The organism is Paenibacillus sp. PvR133, assembly GCF_017833155.1.
Taxonomy (GTDB): Bacteria; Bacillota; Bacilli; order Paenibacillales; family Paenibacillaceae; genus Paenibacillus; species Paenibacillus polymyxa_B.
On the sequence record NZ_JAFIBS010000001.1, the window covers coordinates 4,532,024 to 4,547,507 of the forward strand.

Annotated in this window: 26 protein-coding genes; 4 read left to right on the forward strand and 22 right to left on the reverse strand. The window is 40.7% G+C overall.

What is annotated here, in order from left to right:
- Positions 1-94 precede the first annotated feature (94 nt).
- Complete coding sequence (locus tag JOE49_RS26500; RefSeq protein WP_245248434.1) at positions 95-331, forward strand: hypothetical protein; 237 nt, start codon at positions 95-97, stop codon at positions 329-331.
- Positions 328-651 (forward strand): MepB family protein, encoded by a 324-nt coding sequence (locus JOE49_RS26505; RefSeq protein WP_348635874.1) that lies wholly within the window; start codon positions 328-330, stop codon positions 649-651. The genes JOE49_RS26500 and JOE49_RS26505 overlap by 4 nt, the downstream gene beginning before the upstream one ends.
- A gap of 43 nt (positions 652-694) precedes the next feature.
- Here the strand turns inward: JOE49_RS26505 and JOE49_RS19730 are convergent, their stop codons facing one another.
- Positions 695-1,168, reverse strand: a complete 474-nt coding sequence (locus tag JOE49_RS19730) for a hypothetical protein (RefSeq protein WP_245248436.1) — start codon at positions 1,166-1,168, stop codon at positions 695-697.
- Between the two features lie 338 nt (positions 1,169-1,506).
- Here JOE49_RS19730 and JOE49_RS19735 point away from each other — a divergent pair, with 338 nt between their 5' ends.
- Positions 1,507-2,178: a hypothetical protein gene (locus tag JOE49_RS19735; protein ID WP_209942556.1), complete on the forward strand. Its 672-nt coding sequence runs from the start codon at positions 1,507-1,509 to the stop codon at positions 2,176-2,178.
- A gap of 495 nt (positions 2,179-2,673) precedes the next feature.
- Here JOE49_RS19735 and JOE49_RS26980 read toward each other — a convergent pair whose 3' ends face one another.
- From JOE49_RS26980 to JOE49_RS19825, 19 genes are all read right to left on the reverse strand, one after another.
- Positions 2,674-2,877: a hypothetical protein gene (locus JOE49_RS26980; RefSeq protein ID WP_209942558.1), complete on the reverse strand. Its 204-nt coding sequence runs from the start codon at positions 2,875-2,877 to the stop codon at positions 2,674-2,676.
- Between the two features lie 196 nt (positions 2,878-3,073).
- The gene (locus tag JOE49_RS19745) at positions 3,074-4,531 is read right to left on the reverse strand and encodes a DEAD/DEAH box helicase family protein (protein ID WP_209942560.1); all 1,458 of its coding nucleotides are present in this window, start codon (positions 4,529-4,531) and stop codon (positions 3,074-3,076) included.
- Positions 4,467-5,591 (reverse strand): terminase small subunit, encoded by a 1,125-nt coding sequence (locus JOE49_RS19750; RefSeq protein ID WP_348635875.1) that lies wholly within the window; start codon positions 5,589-5,591, stop codon positions 4,467-4,469. Before JOE49_RS19750 ends, JOE49_RS19745 begins: the two co-directional genes overlap by 65 nt.
- A gap of 25 nt (positions 5,592-5,616) precedes the next feature.
- Entirely contained in the window at positions 5,617-5,751 is a 135-nt protein-coding gene (locus JOE49_RS26515) for a phage terminase small subunit-related protein (RefSeq protein WP_245248437.1), read from the reverse strand.
- A gap of 172 nt (positions 5,752-5,923) precedes the next feature.
- Positions 5,924-6,427, reverse strand: coding sequence for a hypothetical protein (locus JOE49_RS19755; protein ID WP_076158413.1), 504 nt, complete (start codon positions 6,425-6,427; stop codon positions 5,924-5,926).
- Between the two features lie 158 nt (positions 6,428-6,585).
- A complete protein-coding gene (locus tag JOE49_RS19760; protein WP_209942562.1) occupies positions 6,586-6,747 on the reverse strand; it encodes a hypothetical protein in 162 nt (53 codons plus the stop codon).
- A 124-nt stretch (positions 6,748-6,871) separates the two neighbouring features.
- Positions 6,872-7,129: a hypothetical protein gene (locus JOE49_RS19765; RefSeq protein WP_209942563.1), complete on the reverse strand. Its 258-nt coding sequence runs from the start codon at positions 7,127-7,129 to the stop codon at positions 6,872-6,874.
- Between the two features lie 249 nt (positions 7,130-7,378).
- The gene (locus tag JOE49_RS19770; RefSeq protein WP_209942565.1) at positions 7,379-7,903 is read right to left on the reverse strand and encodes a tubby C-terminal domain-like protein; all 525 of its coding nucleotides are present in this window, start codon (positions 7,901-7,903) and stop codon (positions 7,379-7,381) included.
- Positions 7,904-8,055: 152 nt separating this feature from the next.
- Positions 8,056-8,526: a hypothetical protein gene (locus JOE49_RS19775; RefSeq protein ID WP_209942567.1), complete on the reverse strand. Its 471-nt coding sequence runs from the start codon at positions 8,524-8,526 to the stop codon at positions 8,056-8,058.
- A gap of 358 nt (positions 8,527-8,884) precedes the next feature.
- Positions 8,885-9,340, reverse strand: a complete 456-nt coding sequence (locus JOE49_RS19780; protein ID WP_209942569.1) for a hypothetical protein — start codon at positions 9,338-9,340, stop codon at positions 8,885-8,887.
- Between the two features lie 72 nt (positions 9,341-9,412).
- Entirely contained in the window at positions 9,413-9,796 is a 384-nt protein-coding gene (locus JOE49_RS19785; RefSeq protein WP_209942571.1) for a nuclear transport factor 2 family protein, read from the reverse strand.
- Between the two features lie 197 nt (positions 9,797-9,993).
- Entirely contained in the window at positions 9,994-10,635 is a 642-nt protein-coding gene (locus JOE49_RS19790) for a hypothetical protein (RefSeq protein WP_209942573.1), read from the reverse strand.
- Between the two features lie 528 nt (positions 10,636-11,163).
- Entirely contained in the window at positions 11,164-11,355 is a 192-nt protein-coding gene (locus JOE49_RS19795; protein ID WP_209942575.1) for a hypothetical protein, read from the reverse strand.
- A 277-nt stretch (positions 11,356-11,632) separates the two neighbouring features.
- A complete protein-coding gene (locus JOE49_RS19800) occupies positions 11,633-11,824 on the reverse strand; it encodes a hypothetical protein (protein WP_245248439.1) in 192 nt (63 codons plus the stop codon).
- A 62-nt stretch (positions 11,825-11,886) separates the two neighbouring features.
- On the reverse strand, positions 11,887-12,120 hold the full coding sequence (locus JOE49_RS19805) for a hypothetical protein (RefSeq protein WP_209942579.1): 234 nt from the start codon (positions 12,118-12,120) through the stop codon (positions 11,887-11,889).
- Between the two features lie 224 nt (positions 12,121-12,344).
- Positions 12,345-12,521: a hypothetical protein gene (locus tag JOE49_RS19810; RefSeq protein ID WP_209942581.1), complete on the reverse strand. Its 177-nt coding sequence runs from the start codon at positions 12,519-12,521 to the stop codon at positions 12,345-12,347.
- A gap of 56 nt (positions 12,522-12,577) precedes the next feature.
- On the reverse strand, positions 12,578-13,108 hold the full coding sequence (locus tag JOE49_RS19815; RefSeq protein ID WP_209942583.1) for a hypothetical protein: 531 nt from the start codon (positions 13,106-13,108) through the stop codon (positions 12,578-12,580).
- Entirely contained in the window at positions 13,105-13,527 is a 423-nt protein-coding gene (locus tag JOE49_RS19820) for a YopX family protein (RefSeq protein ID WP_209942585.1), read from the reverse strand. Before JOE49_RS19820 ends, JOE49_RS19815 begins: the two co-directional genes overlap by 4 nt.
- A 26-nt stretch (positions 13,528-13,553) precedes the next feature.
- Complete coding sequence (locus tag JOE49_RS19825) at positions 13,554-13,772, reverse strand: hypothetical protein (protein ID WP_209942587.1); 219 nt, start codon at positions 13,770-13,772, stop codon at positions 13,554-13,556.
- Between the two features lie 149 nt (positions 13,773-13,921).
- Between JOE49_RS19825 and JOE49_RS19830 the strand changes: the two genes are divergently transcribed.
- Positions 13,922-14,203 carry a DUF2642 domain-containing protein gene (locus JOE49_RS19830; RefSeq protein WP_348635876.1) on the forward strand — a complete coding sequence of 94 codons (282 nt, stop codon included), beginning with the start codon at positions 13,922-13,924 and terminating at the stop codon, positions 14,201-14,203.
- A gap of 80 nt (positions 14,204-14,283) precedes the next feature.
- Here the strand turns inward: JOE49_RS19830 and JOE49_RS26520 are convergent, their stop codons facing one another.
- Both JOE49_RS26520 and JOE49_RS19835 read right to left on the reverse strand, forming a co-directional pair.
- Positions 14,284-14,550 (reverse strand): DNA methyltransferase, encoded by a 267-nt coding sequence (locus JOE49_RS26520; RefSeq protein WP_245248441.1) that lies wholly within the window; start codon positions 14,548-14,550, stop codon positions 14,284-14,286.
- Between the two features lie 21 nt (positions 14,551-14,571).
- The gene (locus tag JOE49_RS19835) at positions 14,572-15,390 is read right to left on the reverse strand and encodes a DNA methyltransferase (RefSeq protein ID WP_245248442.1); all 819 of its coding nucleotides are present in this window, start codon (positions 15,388-15,390) and stop codon (positions 14,572-14,574) included.
- Positions 15,391-15,484: the final 94 nt, after the last annotated feature.

Below are 15,484 nucleotides of genomic sequence, written 5' to 3' on the forward strand. Positions count from 1 at the left end.
AATATACACAAACTTGTGAACCATCTGCGGTTACATTAATATAGTGAATGCTACGTTAAACAACGGTTTTATATATGGGGGAGAATAAATAACAATGGTTAACAAAGAAATATCTTCTGGTGGCCAAAATTCTTGGACAGCATCTGATAAGATTCATACCGACCTGCTTGCCGCTAAAGTTTCAGTTTATAATCCATGCAATTTTAAATGTACTGGACCAATTCCAGAAAAACAAAACGCTGACTATGGGGCCTACTTCTTTAATTTAAATGCCACTCTATACGATTCCGTATTGCAAAGACAACTCCAAAAAAGATCGGGCAATTTGTGACTATATATAAGAGAATTGGGGATGGACCAATACAACCCTATGACGTATCAGATCCAATCGACTTTTTGGTTATTAGTGCACGTAAAGACAGTAGCTTGGGGCAATTTGTATTCCCAAAATCCATTCTGATTAAACATAAAATATTATCAAACAAAGGTGAAGGTGGTAAAAGAGCAATACGTATTTATCCACCATGGGACGCGCCTACAAGCCTTCAGGCTCAGAAAACTCAGACATGGCAGTTAAAGTATTTTCTTAACATACCTGTAAACGAACCAATAGACATTTCTCGTACAAACATACTTTACGATTTAGAATAATGTGTTGCAACATAGATCAAGCGGAATAATATCAACTACATCATTACACTGCTCGTTCAGCACAAGCGCCACGAACCATAATCATCATTCGCTGAATGGTGTCCAACTTTTCCAGCGACCGTCCGTGTTGATATCCCGGCGAAGGCAACGGTGTATTCAGCATGGCCTTCAGTTCGTCCAGCACCAGTTGTCCACTCTTATCTGCATTTCCGTTTGGCTTCTTAGCTGTAAATGTTAATTCGGTATCTCCCATACGTAAGTATGTGTATAGAGCATAGGATACGTCTGGATGAACAGATATCAATAGCTCCAGCAATTCCTCTGCCGTATAGCTTTGCAACTTAGTAAGGTCAATATTGTGAGCCTGTTGATGCTTCTTAGGTAGCCAGTTAAATATCCCCCACGGGTTGGAGTTCTTTGGGACTGTCGTCCTGCCTATACCCGTCATCTGTCGTTTTACCGATACTGGAAGAACAGCATTCGCAAATGAATATATGGCTTTATGATACCATTTCAAGATTTCACCACCTTTCTTGTCAAACTTCTATGAATACAGAATAACATCAGTTTTATTCAGATTTACTACTGATTTTCTACTAGAAAAATGATTACTCTCGCCATAGCAACCTCCTTTAGAAGATACTGCTGAACTCCTAAACAACCAAAAAAGATCAGGAAAAGTTTCCTGACCCTCTATATACGCTCCCAAAGCTGTTTTTTTTCACTGATCTTCGTTATCCATGCCCTAAATTGAATTAATTGTAAAAAAGAGAAGGGAAATTAAGCATTTGTAAAGAATAATAAAATTAGGGACGAAGATGGTTAATAAACAAAAATGAAGGAGGTAAAAGAAAAATGAGGAAAAACAAAAGTATAATATGCAAGGCACTAACATATTTATTTATTCTCACGTTTGGAGTTATCATGAATAATTCTAAGGTAGATGCAGCAATGGATAATAATTCTGTTACTTCTATCACGGAATCATCAGCCTCTATCTCTGGTCAATTTGATACACAGTATCCAGGTACTTATGTAACAATAAGTTTGTATGGAGCATTTGCAGATGGATCAACACAAAAAAACATTGGACAAAAGTTTCATTCCAGTTATGGACAAAATTGGAGGGTGGATGTTGATGGGCTAAAGAAAAATACCACCTATACCATTTATGTAACAGAGTATGAGGATGGAACAAAAGCAAGGACTCCAATCATAAGAAAATTCGCTACACCTGAGATAACAAATGGTCCCTCTATAAAATTAAATTGGTCAAATGTCGGACTAACAGGCGATTATAGTTTTGAGTTAGTTCGATCCAACTATACTGGATCCGACACACTGTATACCGGAAAAGGTACTTCCTTTACTGATACAAATCCATTATATAAAAATGGATATAATTATTATTTTGTAATTGCTAAAACCAGTAAAGGAACAAGTCTCATGTATTCAATGGCGGGATACGCAGGCACGGATGCAGTCTCAAACTTAAGAGAAGAAGAGCAGGAAACGAAGTTAAACTAACATGTGATCGAGTTAATAGAGCTGACCCGTACTCGATAAAACCAGAATAATCAGGGGTGCCTTCCACCATCATTATGGCGGTCTCCCGATTGAACGGTACAGTATGAACCGTTCCCTGCTATTCGCGGGCATTTACTCAAAATACAGCCTATCGCAGCGAATTTCTTGAAATAAAGCCTCAATAGGGTAGAAATCCATGCTTCCGAAGCAAGCTTTTCGTAGGAAAGCTTTAAAGCTTTTAAAGTGACCGTTCCGCATGTACAGCACCATTCTACCCTCTTCGTTCCTGTTCCACGCAAATATCCTTTAGTTCTTCTTTTATAGTTGCATAATTGGGAATACAATAAAAGCCTTCGTAGGTTTAGGACCATAAATTCTCACTGGCATACGAAGGCTTTATCAGTGTTCTCTTTTAATTATTTTCTTTCAAATTACCTTACGTGCACTGGAAATCCTCAAACAGCTACGCGGAATCGACTTGCCTACCACATTGGCCTATATCTGACTTCCGAATTCTTGCTTCGCTTCTCCAAGATAGCACTTAAACGAGCAGTTTGTTTTCCTGGCATATTTCACTGCTTCGACACCCAGTTGGCCCATATCAGCCTCTGTACCTTTGATACTTTTGTACGCCGGAATGAACCTGAACTCCTTGGTGATATATTGTTTTCCCTGCTCGGATGTTACCAGCTGCTTCAAAAACTCCTTAGCCCCAGCTCTAACCAAAGACGTATTATTGACCACCTAGTTAGCTTGTCACCAGCAGCTGCGTCATCACTGATAGGCATAGGCAGAATACCCAGATTCAGCTTAGGATTAATCCCGTTAATTTGACCTGAGTCCAGTTCCCCTGCTGTATCATAGCGGCCTTGCCAAACAATATTTATTCGTCAATTTATCTTTTTACTACCACACTACCTATTGAAGGAAGCATAATATGTGTATCTGGCTCCATCAAATATTCTCCAAATGTCAAAACAAAAGCATCAGCTCTGTCTGGTGACTTGAGCCCACGCTTTTTCATATCTTTCTTACTTTCAAGCAGCATTTTACCTTTGCTGGTCATGTTCCATTTACGTGCTGTAAGTTGGGTTATTAGTACATCATCGTCGGGTAACTGCAGAACACTTGGATCTCCATTTATGAAATTGCTCATATTCTGTTCCAATTGTTCCTTAATAGATGCCCACATTTCAGTAACTAGGTTTCCATAGTGCTCATCTAATGAAGAAGAGCCGTTGTTAATTGGTATGATTTCATACGGTAGCCCTTCTTCAGCTACGATTTCATTTAGTCGATCCGTTACTCCTCCGCCTACACCACTATCATCCACTCTTATTCTGATTCGGTTCAAATATGAATGAGCAACATGCAGCTCTTTAGCCAGGTTAATCACCCATCCCGCAGTAACCATTGTGTCTTTCTTGAAATGATGGTGTTCCCCTACAATTCTTGGTCCTATACCAGCAAACATTGAGGTTTCATCATCACCAAACCGTGCAACGTCAACGCCTATAGTTAACATATCTCCAGTGGGTTCCAGCTTCACTTCTTTAGCTGCAAATTCAGCCACTTCCAACGAAATAAATGTATCCGACTCTCCACGGGGAAATTCACCTTCAACCCGGACTCTCCATACATCGCTGCCTTCACCATACTTACGCTTGAGCATGGCGATATTATCCTTGCTGGTTCTCGGACTGTCCAAGCAGGATACCTTGCGTGTTTTATAATCCGCTCTGTCCTTATTGTGTGAATCATAAAAAACACCCGACGTTTTTGTCGGGTTTCCGCACATCAATATTTTATTGAATTCACCCGACAACGTACCTAATATAGCTTCCATGATTGGATCGGCAACACCTGAAGCTTCATCCACAATGAAAAGCATATAGTCTTCATGGAACCCTTGCATATTCTCAGGCTTGGTAGCTGTCCGTGCTGTAGCAAACCAGCGTTCCTCATAGTTCTTCATATATATCTTGGTCTTAGTCCATTTCAGAATTCGTTTCAGCACCGGACTTTTAGATTGCCACTTATTAATCTCAGCCCATAACACGTCATGTAGCTGCTGTCTTGTAGGAGCTGTGCAAATCACTTTTGGATATGGGAAACAAGACAGGTACCATAAAGCTGTCGCTGCTTCTAAACCTGTTTTCCCGACGCCCTGACCTGAACGAACTGAAACACGAGGATTATTTGCTAAATCCATTAGAGTGCTTGCCTGCCAATCATCAGGATAGAAATTAAGCATTTCTTGACAGAACAATATAGGATTCTTACGGTACTCAGGAATCCGTATCTTGAATGCTTGAAGCCTCCGTTTCGTCTCCGGCGAGTCCTTCTGCTTCATCACCTACCACCGCCTCTACCCACTCGTCAATTAGATCGTCTTCTGTATTGCCTTCTCCCGTGACCTTTGCCCTTTCAAGCTCAAGTTTCTCACGTTGCATCTTAAGTTTCTCGTCTTCAACCATTCGTTTATGTTTGTCTGGAAGCAGATCCATGTATTTAGTTAGCACGTCCAATGCCTTGGTTTTGTCGTGTAGCTTTACACTCACTCCGTCCTTACCCTGCTTGACTTCTGAAACCAGAGTTCCATCAATTTCATCACTATTCTTAAAAGAGACATAATTGTATCTGTACTTTTTCGTTTCTCCAGTGTCAGGATCAAACACGGGATCTCCTTCTAAGCCAAGAACATCCTCTTCCTTTTGACCGAATTCCACGTAGTCCGTTATATCTGCAAAGGCAATTTTCATGTACTCCATTAGAACGCGCTGAGCATTTAAACCAACCCCATCCATAAGGGATTCGTTGTAATTCTGTATCGCAGCCTTAATTTCAGGTTTCCTCAATAATTCCCATCCAATTGAATATGCTGTTTTCTTACTATATCCAGCAGCCATTGCCGCCCTTGTCGCGTTGAAATCTCTGAGGTATTCCATTATGAAAATCCGCTGTTTCGTTGTTAACCCCTCTTCATCTGGAATCTCCGGCTCTGGCTTCTCTTCAATTACTGGAACGCTCTTTTTTGTTTTGGAACGCTCCATATCATTAGAACGTTCCGGTATTTTTTTCGGAACGTTCCGTATTTCTGGAGCAGCGACTTTTAGCTCTTTAAAGAGCGCATCAACTGTTAGCAGGGTAGCATATATTTCTCTCGGTTTATCACCTTTATATGTACCGATGAGTTTGCGCCGCTCCATTTCATCAATTAATCGTGCTGCTCTGCTATAACCTATCCTCATTCTTCGCTGCAATAAAGAAACCGAGGCTTGTTTGGCCTCGGCTACAATTTGGACGGCTTTCAGAAAAAGCTCATCCGAATATACTATTGGGTCTTCATCTTCGTTTGGAGCTCCTTTTTTATGAGACGCTCCATTTCCATTGGAACGTTCCCTATATTCCACTTCTCCAGCAAGTAAACTCTCCCACTTATCTTTTGCCTTCCATCCTCTTACCGTACCATACACTAAGTTGAGAGGCTATATCTGTGAGACGTATGTTACTAGAACTGGCCTTGTACAGATCAAATGCTTCGTCCCGTTTTGGGTCTCTTTTTCGTCCCATGTCTTGTTATTCACCCCTTTTTGATAATTTATCTGAAGCTAAGGAAAAGTTTCCTGAACAAAATAAAAAGCGCTTCAGTTAGCGCTTGTGGTTATAGATAGATTTTTTTATATGTATAATATAACACCATTCCACTATCATTCAGCTACGGTTTTCTGTTTAAGTCGTGTAATTAATCAATCTCTTGCAAAGGAGGGTTATAAGCTAGAGCATTTTCAGAATCTCCATAGGTGCAAGGGTAAGTTTCCCCCTTTCTCTTTAACTGTTTCAATGTATAAGTTTTTATTTTATACGTTCTTCCTACTGAATCCACAATATACAACGATCTCAACCATTTATTAAAAATATCCGGTGCTGGTCTAAATATGGAGTAAGAGTCCATTGAATTAATTGTCTGAGGAATTTCAGTACTGGCTAATGAAAAGTAACCTTTCCCTTCAGGTGTGTTGATAGTCCCTGAAATACTATCCACACGCAAGGGTTTATCTGATAAATTTAAAATCTTATATTCAATAAATTCCCCTGCATATGGGCTTTCGTTCGTCCCTCTCATAACAACATACCTGCATTCCAGTTTCAATTTTCGCTTATTGAGCCTCCAGATAACAATATTCCAAATAAACGTTGAAGTTGCAATTATCGCAGCATATATTGCTATATACTCAGTTGTTTTCATCAAATCACCTCTAAACTCAAGATTAACAGATCATTGCTTTGCAGTCATTAAAATCATATAAACACCCGATGATGCTTAGGTTTCAACACGCTTCATTAGGCGTGTACCCAGCACGAGCCCCCGCAGAAGGCCATCGACTGTTTTTATGAGGCGCCCATTTATCGGTGAGCACTGCCGGTTGTTTTTAGCGGTAATTTATAACATGCGGCTACCGCTAATCCGCCTTGCCCGGAATGGGCTTTATATGGACATCCTTCTTTCTCCGGGTTTATATTACCCTCTGATTCCTGTCTCCAATATTTTACTGTAGTTGTGGACAAGGGCCATCCTCCCCTGTATATCGGCTCTCTTCGGGCGTGTGGGACATACCGATAAATCCATGGGCCTTTCACCCAAGCAATACCCCGACAAAGTGCGTCTCTCTTCCGCCACCACGTTCATTAATTACAGAAGTTCTGCTGCGAGCTGCTTGAGCACTGGCGGTGTAGGAATGAGCTTACCGTCACCCTTATTGCCCTTGATATAAGATTTGTCTTCTCGCGGGTAGTAGACAACACCCTCACCCTCAATGACTGGATATCCACTCTCATCATCCGTCAAGGATGTCTGTACATGCTTTCCGTGTTGAGCTGCATGTTCTTCATCGTGTAAGTGTAAAATACCGTCAGAGCTGAGAAATGCGAAACGTGGTTGTGTAGACATAATTCGTGCTCCTCCTAAAATAGTTTTAATTTGTTCCTGAATAAAGTGTAAATCCTTTCTACTTCGTACCTACTACGGATTTATATAGTCCCTACTGTCAGGAGAAAATAAAGTAGTGGACTGAGCTTAGAAATTGAAACAGCGACAACCAAGGACGAAAAATAGTCCTAGACTGTCGCTGTTCCATTGAACTAACGTTCCTCGTTAGTTGAACTAAATTCAAAAACTGTATATGTATACTCCACTGTATCAATCACCAATATAGAAGATGTTTTGAAACAGTGCCACAAAAAATTCAGGCTCTTGTATGGGACAATCGGCTTCAATTTCCAGTCGAGCTTTAAACCAATCGCTCGGTTTCATTTGCCATCTTGCCAATACTCTGTCCGATTGCATGAACTTTGCCGAATCTAATAGATCTTTTTTTATCACATACTCTTGATCTTGATAAGTGACCTTAAACTCTGGAGCAATCTTTTGCCATGTGGTGTAGGTTATATGGTAAGTGTCTTGAGTTTTATTGCGATTAACGAAATATTCGGGTCTGCCGAACCAGGGTGTCTTTTTCGTGCATTGAAATATCGAATGACCTTCTGTGGAACTTACCTCTACTCTCGCGATCCAGTCAAAATCGAAAATAAAATTGCACCATTTCACTAGAATATTCGGATAAACTCGTCGAAATGTACAGACTACATTCTCTTGTTCATCTTTTACCTCAATACGTTTAGTTGAAGGTTTCAGTTTTGGTGGATTGTAAAAAAAGACTCTCATTTAACGTCTTTCCTCCTAATAAAGCGGCATTACGCGCTCCTTTTTGCTACCATCCTAACATTTATCACATTAATATTAAACTATCCTGCCCGTTAGCTTAAAGGGCAGGATAGTTTAATGATACCATCGTGTTCTGTCAGTTATCTTAATCTCTAGGTGACCTTTAAAGCAAAATTATAAAATGCATCACCACGAGATTGGTTCTCTACATCTTCGTCCATCCACCATACCCCGTATGAATAAAAATATGTCCCTTTTTCTGTAGGAGCTTGAAAACTATTTTCTTTCAATAAAACTTCTGTAATTTTTCCTTCATAGAATTGCTCGACATGAAATTTATTCGGTTGGGGATCATAATTCATAATGAATTTCACAACAACACCAGGCTTTACTAGAATCGGTTCTTTTCCTTTTAAAAGTTCAACTGGACCAGCTGAATCCACACATGACGTTGTCCAGCAATATGTGCCGAGTTTTGCTTTGTACATTCGTTTGTCAATCTGAAATTGAACTTTTGGTGGTTTCTCTCCCTCAAGGTCTTTGTTTTTTTGCTGAACACCCGTGCAACCAACTATACATATAAGAGTTAGTGTCATAATGAATAACAAGACTGTATTCTTCAAATAAACCCTCCTATCTTTATTCGATCCTAATTATTCAACGATAGGAGAAGTAAATTTGTTACAAATAAATTCATGATATTAGTAAATTACTGTTTAATATGTTTTTTTTGAATAAGATTACTTGTTGAACTAAACTGCCCGTCAGCTTAATGAGCTAAAGTAACTTATTAAATGTATATCTAATCAGTAATTGGAACAGGCTCTTGTCCATTTCGGCAATCGGTATAAGTTTTTGTCCCGAGCGAAGGACAAGAACTTGTATCGATAAAATAAAAAAGCCGCTAAAATAGCGACATTCAATGGGACATGTTCTTGTCCCTCGACAACTCGACTTTTGATAGGAACAAATTCTGCCTCTTCAATATGGTGCTTTTGACTGTGTAAGAAGAACTTGTCCTTTTGGTAGACCTGTCCCACCATAAATAGTCACTGTATAAGCGCCTGAAGGAACAAGTGGCATATTATCATTATTTACAAGTTCTACTGTTGCGTCTGCTGCAACGCTTGCATTAAAAATAACCGTATTCTTGCTGTTGTGCTGTACTTCGACCCTAAAAGAGTGTGCTCCAGTATTTTTTGCATTAAGTTTAATATGCGGATATCCAACTGTCACAGAATAATCTTTTTCAGGGTCCACTTTATCACCCGCTAAATCCCAAGTTAGTGTATCTTCGAGTGCATCAGGACTGCTTTCAAAGATTCCATTTTCTTTTTTGGATTTTAAATCAACATTATTTTTCAAGGCACTTGAAACGCCAATAATAAGTAAAATAGATGCAGTGGTAGCAATAATCTTCATAACTTTGTTTTTCATTTATGCAACGTTCCTCTCAATGAACAGATTTCAACTAGCGTTTCCCGTTAGCTTAAAAAACGTGTGGTGTACTCAACTGTAATCTTCAATCAATGAGATTTTTCCTTCCTTAATCTCGAATGTTGACTTTCCTTTTAATTGCAACTTATCCCCACTCTTTAATCCATTAGGAAAATCTACGGCAAGAATACCTTCATAATCGATTCCGACCTCTACTTTGTCATTTATAACACTGTAATCGGTAATTGTCTGGCGACGGCTGGAGAACATCGTTGACGACTGTTCTGCCAACTCCCTAAATGCTTGTATTCCTCTGGTCTCCGTTGTGGTTTCTCCATTGGAAATATTCCTGAATATTATGTCCTTATGCAAGAATTCAACCATTCTTTCAATTTCAAATGAATTGTATACTTCAAGATAATTTTCAATTATGTCCCTTATTTCTTTACTAACCATAACCATACTCCTCTCCTTTACATAAAAGATGATACCCTTGTTTACCTAGGTAACTTATTCTCAATGTAATATTACCATATATTGCAACGATCCTGCCCGTTAGCTTAATGAAGCATTGTCAAGACCATTACTTTATTTTTCAGTCTAGAACTCTAGACACCTACAATAAAGACCGCAAAGGCTTAAGCCCTTACGGTCTAATTTACTTCTGGCATCCTAAGTCCAATTTCACCTTCTTTGTTTCGACCCCGCCTATAGTCGATGGTGACAAAATCCAATGTTCGATTAACTTTAAGACTTTTTGCTATGCTTTCTATGGCCTTACGTCTTTTGTCTGCAAACGTAGTCGCTGAGATGCCTGGTATATCCTTACGATATCCCTTTTCTAAATATTGTTGTGCTTTGAGGTACTTCATTCCATCCAGAAACAGCAACTTTGCAATCAACCCTTCATGTTTATCGCGTATATTATTTATTGCAAATTTAATGTTATTCGTGAGGAATTCATAAAATTTATAATTCACATGGCGCCGGTCTTTTAGTAGAACGGCATTCGCTGTCACATCTGCTGTCAATTCTTGTCCAGAAACCCGCTTGGCAACCGATCCTTCCGCCGAAAGCAAATCATACGCAGCCATACCATTTTCCAACTGTTGAAGTGAGTATTCATAGTTTTTGATTACATCTATTAAATCAGTGTATTTATTTAGCAGCCACTTTGTTTTTCTTATATCTACTATATCTACATCATCAAAAAAGTTTACTTGGACTATTTTCTGTGTCTCGGTAGAATCATTATCAGATTGGGCGCTTAAAATTACAGACTGTGCAAGTCCCATAAACATGCATCCCTTCAAAATGTAATTTAACATTAAATGGTTCTTTAATTTTTTATAACAATATAGCTAGATGAAAGTGATTAAAAATCTGCAATCAGCTATTTATTCTCTCGAAGTTTCGTTTCACAGTTGTTTAATGGCTCACTTGCCTCATGATTTAAAGATATTCCAGGTTTTTAGGATAATGAAATTGACTCCTGATTCGTTCATCTATAAACTGAACGTTTTTTATCAGCTCAACCAAATTCCCGTCCCCGAACTCTCCTATAAATTAATATCGGGGGATTATGCTGCCCATCACACATTCCCCCGATCGATACGCCGGGTGCATTAATGAGAAAACTAGGGGTTCTGAGACGCTACTAAACGTCTCTTAGCAGTAAATTTTTAACAATGTTAAATTATAGTTCTTTAAGCAATATGAAATTATGGTTTTTTAAACAATTTGAATTTTTTCTCTACTCAATCATTTATATAATAGATAAAAAAGTTGTAGGTTGTAGGGAAAGGGGCTTAGCCCCAAAAGCTTTAAGTTCTGGGGCTCTCAAAAAAACCGCGAAAAACTTCACCGATCATCAGAGTCATTCCCAACTCAACCAACTTCTCAAGAATTGTCCAGTATTGTTCCGAAGTAACGACAATCATATTGTTATGTACTCCGAGAGCAAACAAACTGACAATCAAAAAAGATATGATACCGAACTTAATGTAGTTTCTCATTTAATACACCTCTTGTTAGATTTTTTCGACGTATCGAGCTAACGAGGTGCGCATTAGGCCATCCATTAAGAGGTGACTATCTAAGCTCACCCCGTTGTATCGCCATATCTATAGTACCATATATTCCAAATAATAAAATACATTTAAAACATCATTTAGCCCTTGACAAAAGGATATAGATATTAAAGTAGGTAAATAGGAATAGGTCTAATTAATTTATTTAAATTTTATGTTCCTACAATTTTAAACACTCACCCATTATCTCCACTCCGGTAGATTATCCGCATCTATCGAGCGTGCTTTTATCTGTCAATGTTGTATGTTGTTCCTCCCCATCCTCTTTAAGCCTTACAAGACGGCCTGTGGTGTCTGTAACAATGTCTGGATCACCGTAGCCCCATTCAATAGCCTGTAGTGCTCGTTCTTTCAACTGCTCCATGTTCATTGGTTCATACCATTCGGACATCAAAACACATTTCTCACCTTCATAAAATCTATGGACTATTACTGTCTTAGCCATTTATAAATCCTTCATGTGGGTAGGAATAAGTCAAAATTCTCATCTATTTCAAGCTTCTTTTCCTGATTTATCCTGCCTATATAAACCTCTCTACCCTTGCTGTCTTCCGCGAAGTATTCTCCCGTTGGTTCATAAAGCTCTGCAAGCAACTCATCGCCTACGCCAACTTCGCATAGTAAGACTGTTTTATCGTGGTTGAATACCTGGAATTCTGCTACGGACTTCACTTTAATTTTGGAATCCATATATATCCTCCCTTAGTGGGTGTAGGACCTACACCGTGTGAAGTATTTTTAACTCTCCAAGTAAGTCCCACGACATTTATTTAATAGAAGAGAGACTGTATAATGGCGCTATACCAGCTAGCAGCATGTTGGTATACTCCAGCATATCCTCTTCCTCTATAGATTCGTGTGGAGCGCACCTATAGAGGAGAGGTTACATTCATATAGGTACACCCTGTATTGGTTTAATCCTGGTCCATCCTTTTGACATTATCCGCGTAGGTCGTTATTTCCGTTTCCTCTTCGCCTACAACAATCGTGACGCGGTCTTCTATGCTGTCATATCCGACTGCACGCCCTTCAATTTCTGCACATACTCCATAAAGGATTATATATTGCCCATTAATAGTGATTGTTCTCATATATCTATCATCCTTCCAACGCTCCGTCAGAGTGCAGGAAAGTATTGTATTGGTGGTTACTCCCCTAACTCGTTAGTAAGCCAGGTTATTTTGCGGTCCCTTTCTGCTATCTGCTCACAGAGATGTCCAACCTCTTGAAGATGCTTATTGACCAATCCTTGTAATCGGATCATTTCCTGTCCTTGGCGTTCAATCGTCATTCGGTATTCCACTGTCTGCTGCTGGAGTGAGTCTATCAAATCGATTGCGTTATTTGGGTCAATCGCCAGACCGATACCGTCCTTATCCTGAGCAACAAAAACTGTCTTTGCCGCTCTCAACGTATCAATTACATATTGATACTCACCTTTACCGCCTCCTTGGGATGCCAAGTTCTGATCTACAAACACATAATCTTTCGATCTTATCCATCCATATTTCCAACCTGCTTGGGCAATCGTTGTACGGACAATGATATTGTCTTTATTTCTACTGCAATGGCTATGAGCAATGAACTCCTGTCCGATCTTGTCTGCATACCAATTTCGCAGGTGGTTCGAAGATATGATTTTGACTTTCCGCCCCTGAATCTGCTGTGCTTGGCTCATGACTGTTCTTCCTCCCCTAGGGGCTGTAGCAGCTCCGGGTTATCGTGTACGTTGCCGAGCCTTTGATTCCAATACTTAATATCAAATCCAGTCCATCCACCGTTCCCTGCATTTTCTAAATACAAGCTCAATGGAACCGCCTTATATCTGCCTTGGTATGTGTCATAGCAGATTATTTTGACTTCTGCCTGTCGGAGGGAAAAATCAGGAGCAAAAATATCACCCTCATACCATTCTTCGTCAGTGGTTCCGTCCTTTAATCCTGTGTATTCACCTACTGATTCGGGATGCACCTCATCCGCGCTAAAATTGTCACCGAATCTTTTTACGATCCAAGCCTTATCCCCATCAAATACAGGCACACCATAAATCCATTCGCCGTTAACAAGCCGTTTACCACGGAATTTAATATCTCTCATGCTTATCGCTCCTTATATAGGGGCTGTTATGCCTCATATTCAGACATATCGAAAACAACCTTGTCACACTTAGAACAATGGGCTTTCTTTCCCATCTTGTGTCGTAACCCGCTGTATAGCTCAGTGTTATCTGCCTCAGTTCCGTCAAAGTTATAACGGGTTCTAATTGCCCCGGAAGAAAAATCTTTAGTGTAAAATCCCTCTTCATTACCGCAATGTGGGCAGCGTTCAACGGGTGTTGACATGTATATCTCTCCTAATGGGCCTAAGCCCCTTTATTTGTGTGCCAAAACTCCGACTAATTGCTTAACCTTTTTTCACAATTGGGCAACCGCCTAGTTCATTGTCTAGGCATCAGCATAGGATGACGTATAACTAATTGGGAGGTAATTTTTTGGATAATTTTCCTGCAATGCATCACATGGCTAACATGTCTTATATGCCCAACATGCCTCATATGCATCACATGCCTCATACTATGATGGTTAATCCTGTAGATCATTGCGTTGTTGAAGCTTTAATGTCCCTAGTTGGAAAAGTTGTCATTCTTGAGACCACTCGCGGTAGACTCGACGGATGTGTCGTCAATGTAAAACAAGATCATGTAATTTTGGAAGAAAGGCATCGGAAGTTTTTTGTCCGCATCGCCGAAATCGTTTGGATCATGCCTGAGTAATTTTGCCCTATGGAGAGCTCACAGCTCTCCTTTTTTACTTCCCTCTCACTTTGCAGTATCCCTGAGGCTATGCCAGCCCCTTAAAATAACTGCTGCTGTATAACCGCTTTCCGTCGCTCTGCAATCTCCACGTATTGAGCCCCCATTTCAATAATGATGCATTCTCTGTTGTTCTCTAGCGCTACCTTGCGAGTCGTTCCAGATCCACCAAACGGATCAAAGACATACCCGCCCACCGGAGCGCCTGCCAAGATACACGGCTCTATGAGTTTTTCAGGAAACGTGGCAAAGTGCGCTTCTGGAAAAGGCTGTGTCGCCACTGTCCATACGCTCCGCTTATTCCTCATGCCGCTGTACTCGACTGGTTCTCAATCCGGTCGGTGCTGCTGCGGCTGTCCTGGTAGTGGTGATTCCTTCACTTTACGAGCGAAGGAGTTTGACTTGCTCCGGCCCGTCCGGTGAATCGTTCCATGAGATCCCGGCTCTGTATCCCAACCTGCAGGTACTTTGAAATTCCCTCGAGCAGTCCGCTTACCTCCGTCCTGGTTATCAAACGTTTTTCCTACTGTATAAGCACCGCCTCTAAACCCATTTGTCCATTCATCCTGTACGCCCGGTTCCTTGATAGCTTCCTTGTCGTAGTAATATTTTTCCGACTTGGCCAGAAGGAACATATACTCGTGGGCCTTGGTTGAACGGTCACCGACACTTTCCGGCATCGGGTTAGGCTTGGCCCATATGTTGTCCATTCGCAAGTACCATCCGTCCGCCTGTAGTGCAAATGCTACGCGCCACGCTATGCCAATCAGGTCCTTTGGCTTCAGTGCTGCAGGCTGGCTACGTTTTGGACGATGCCGGTCTGATTCGGCCTGCTTGTCGGATAGATAGTGCTTGCCAAGCCAGCGCTCGTTCAGTCCTTCATCCCGTTTAACACCAGAACTGGCGTAGCTATCCCCGAAATTAAGCCAAAGCGTGCCATCGTCTCTCAGCAATCGCCATACCTCTCGAAATACCAGCATCATATGACCGACAAACATTTCCGGCGTTGGCTCTAATCCCAAACATCCGGTCCATGCTGATACAGTTATAGGCGGCAAGCCCGGCATAGGCGTATAGGTTACCTCGGGCCAGTCAGAGGTGGGTAAGCCGTAATCCCTCAATCCCCAGTAGGGGGGCTGGTAACGCAAGTGTTAAACGTTCCGGCTGGCAACGTAGGCATTACCTCTATGTTGTTGCCGTGTAGTATCATGTGTCTCTCTCCCTTATGGAGGGTTGCCCCTC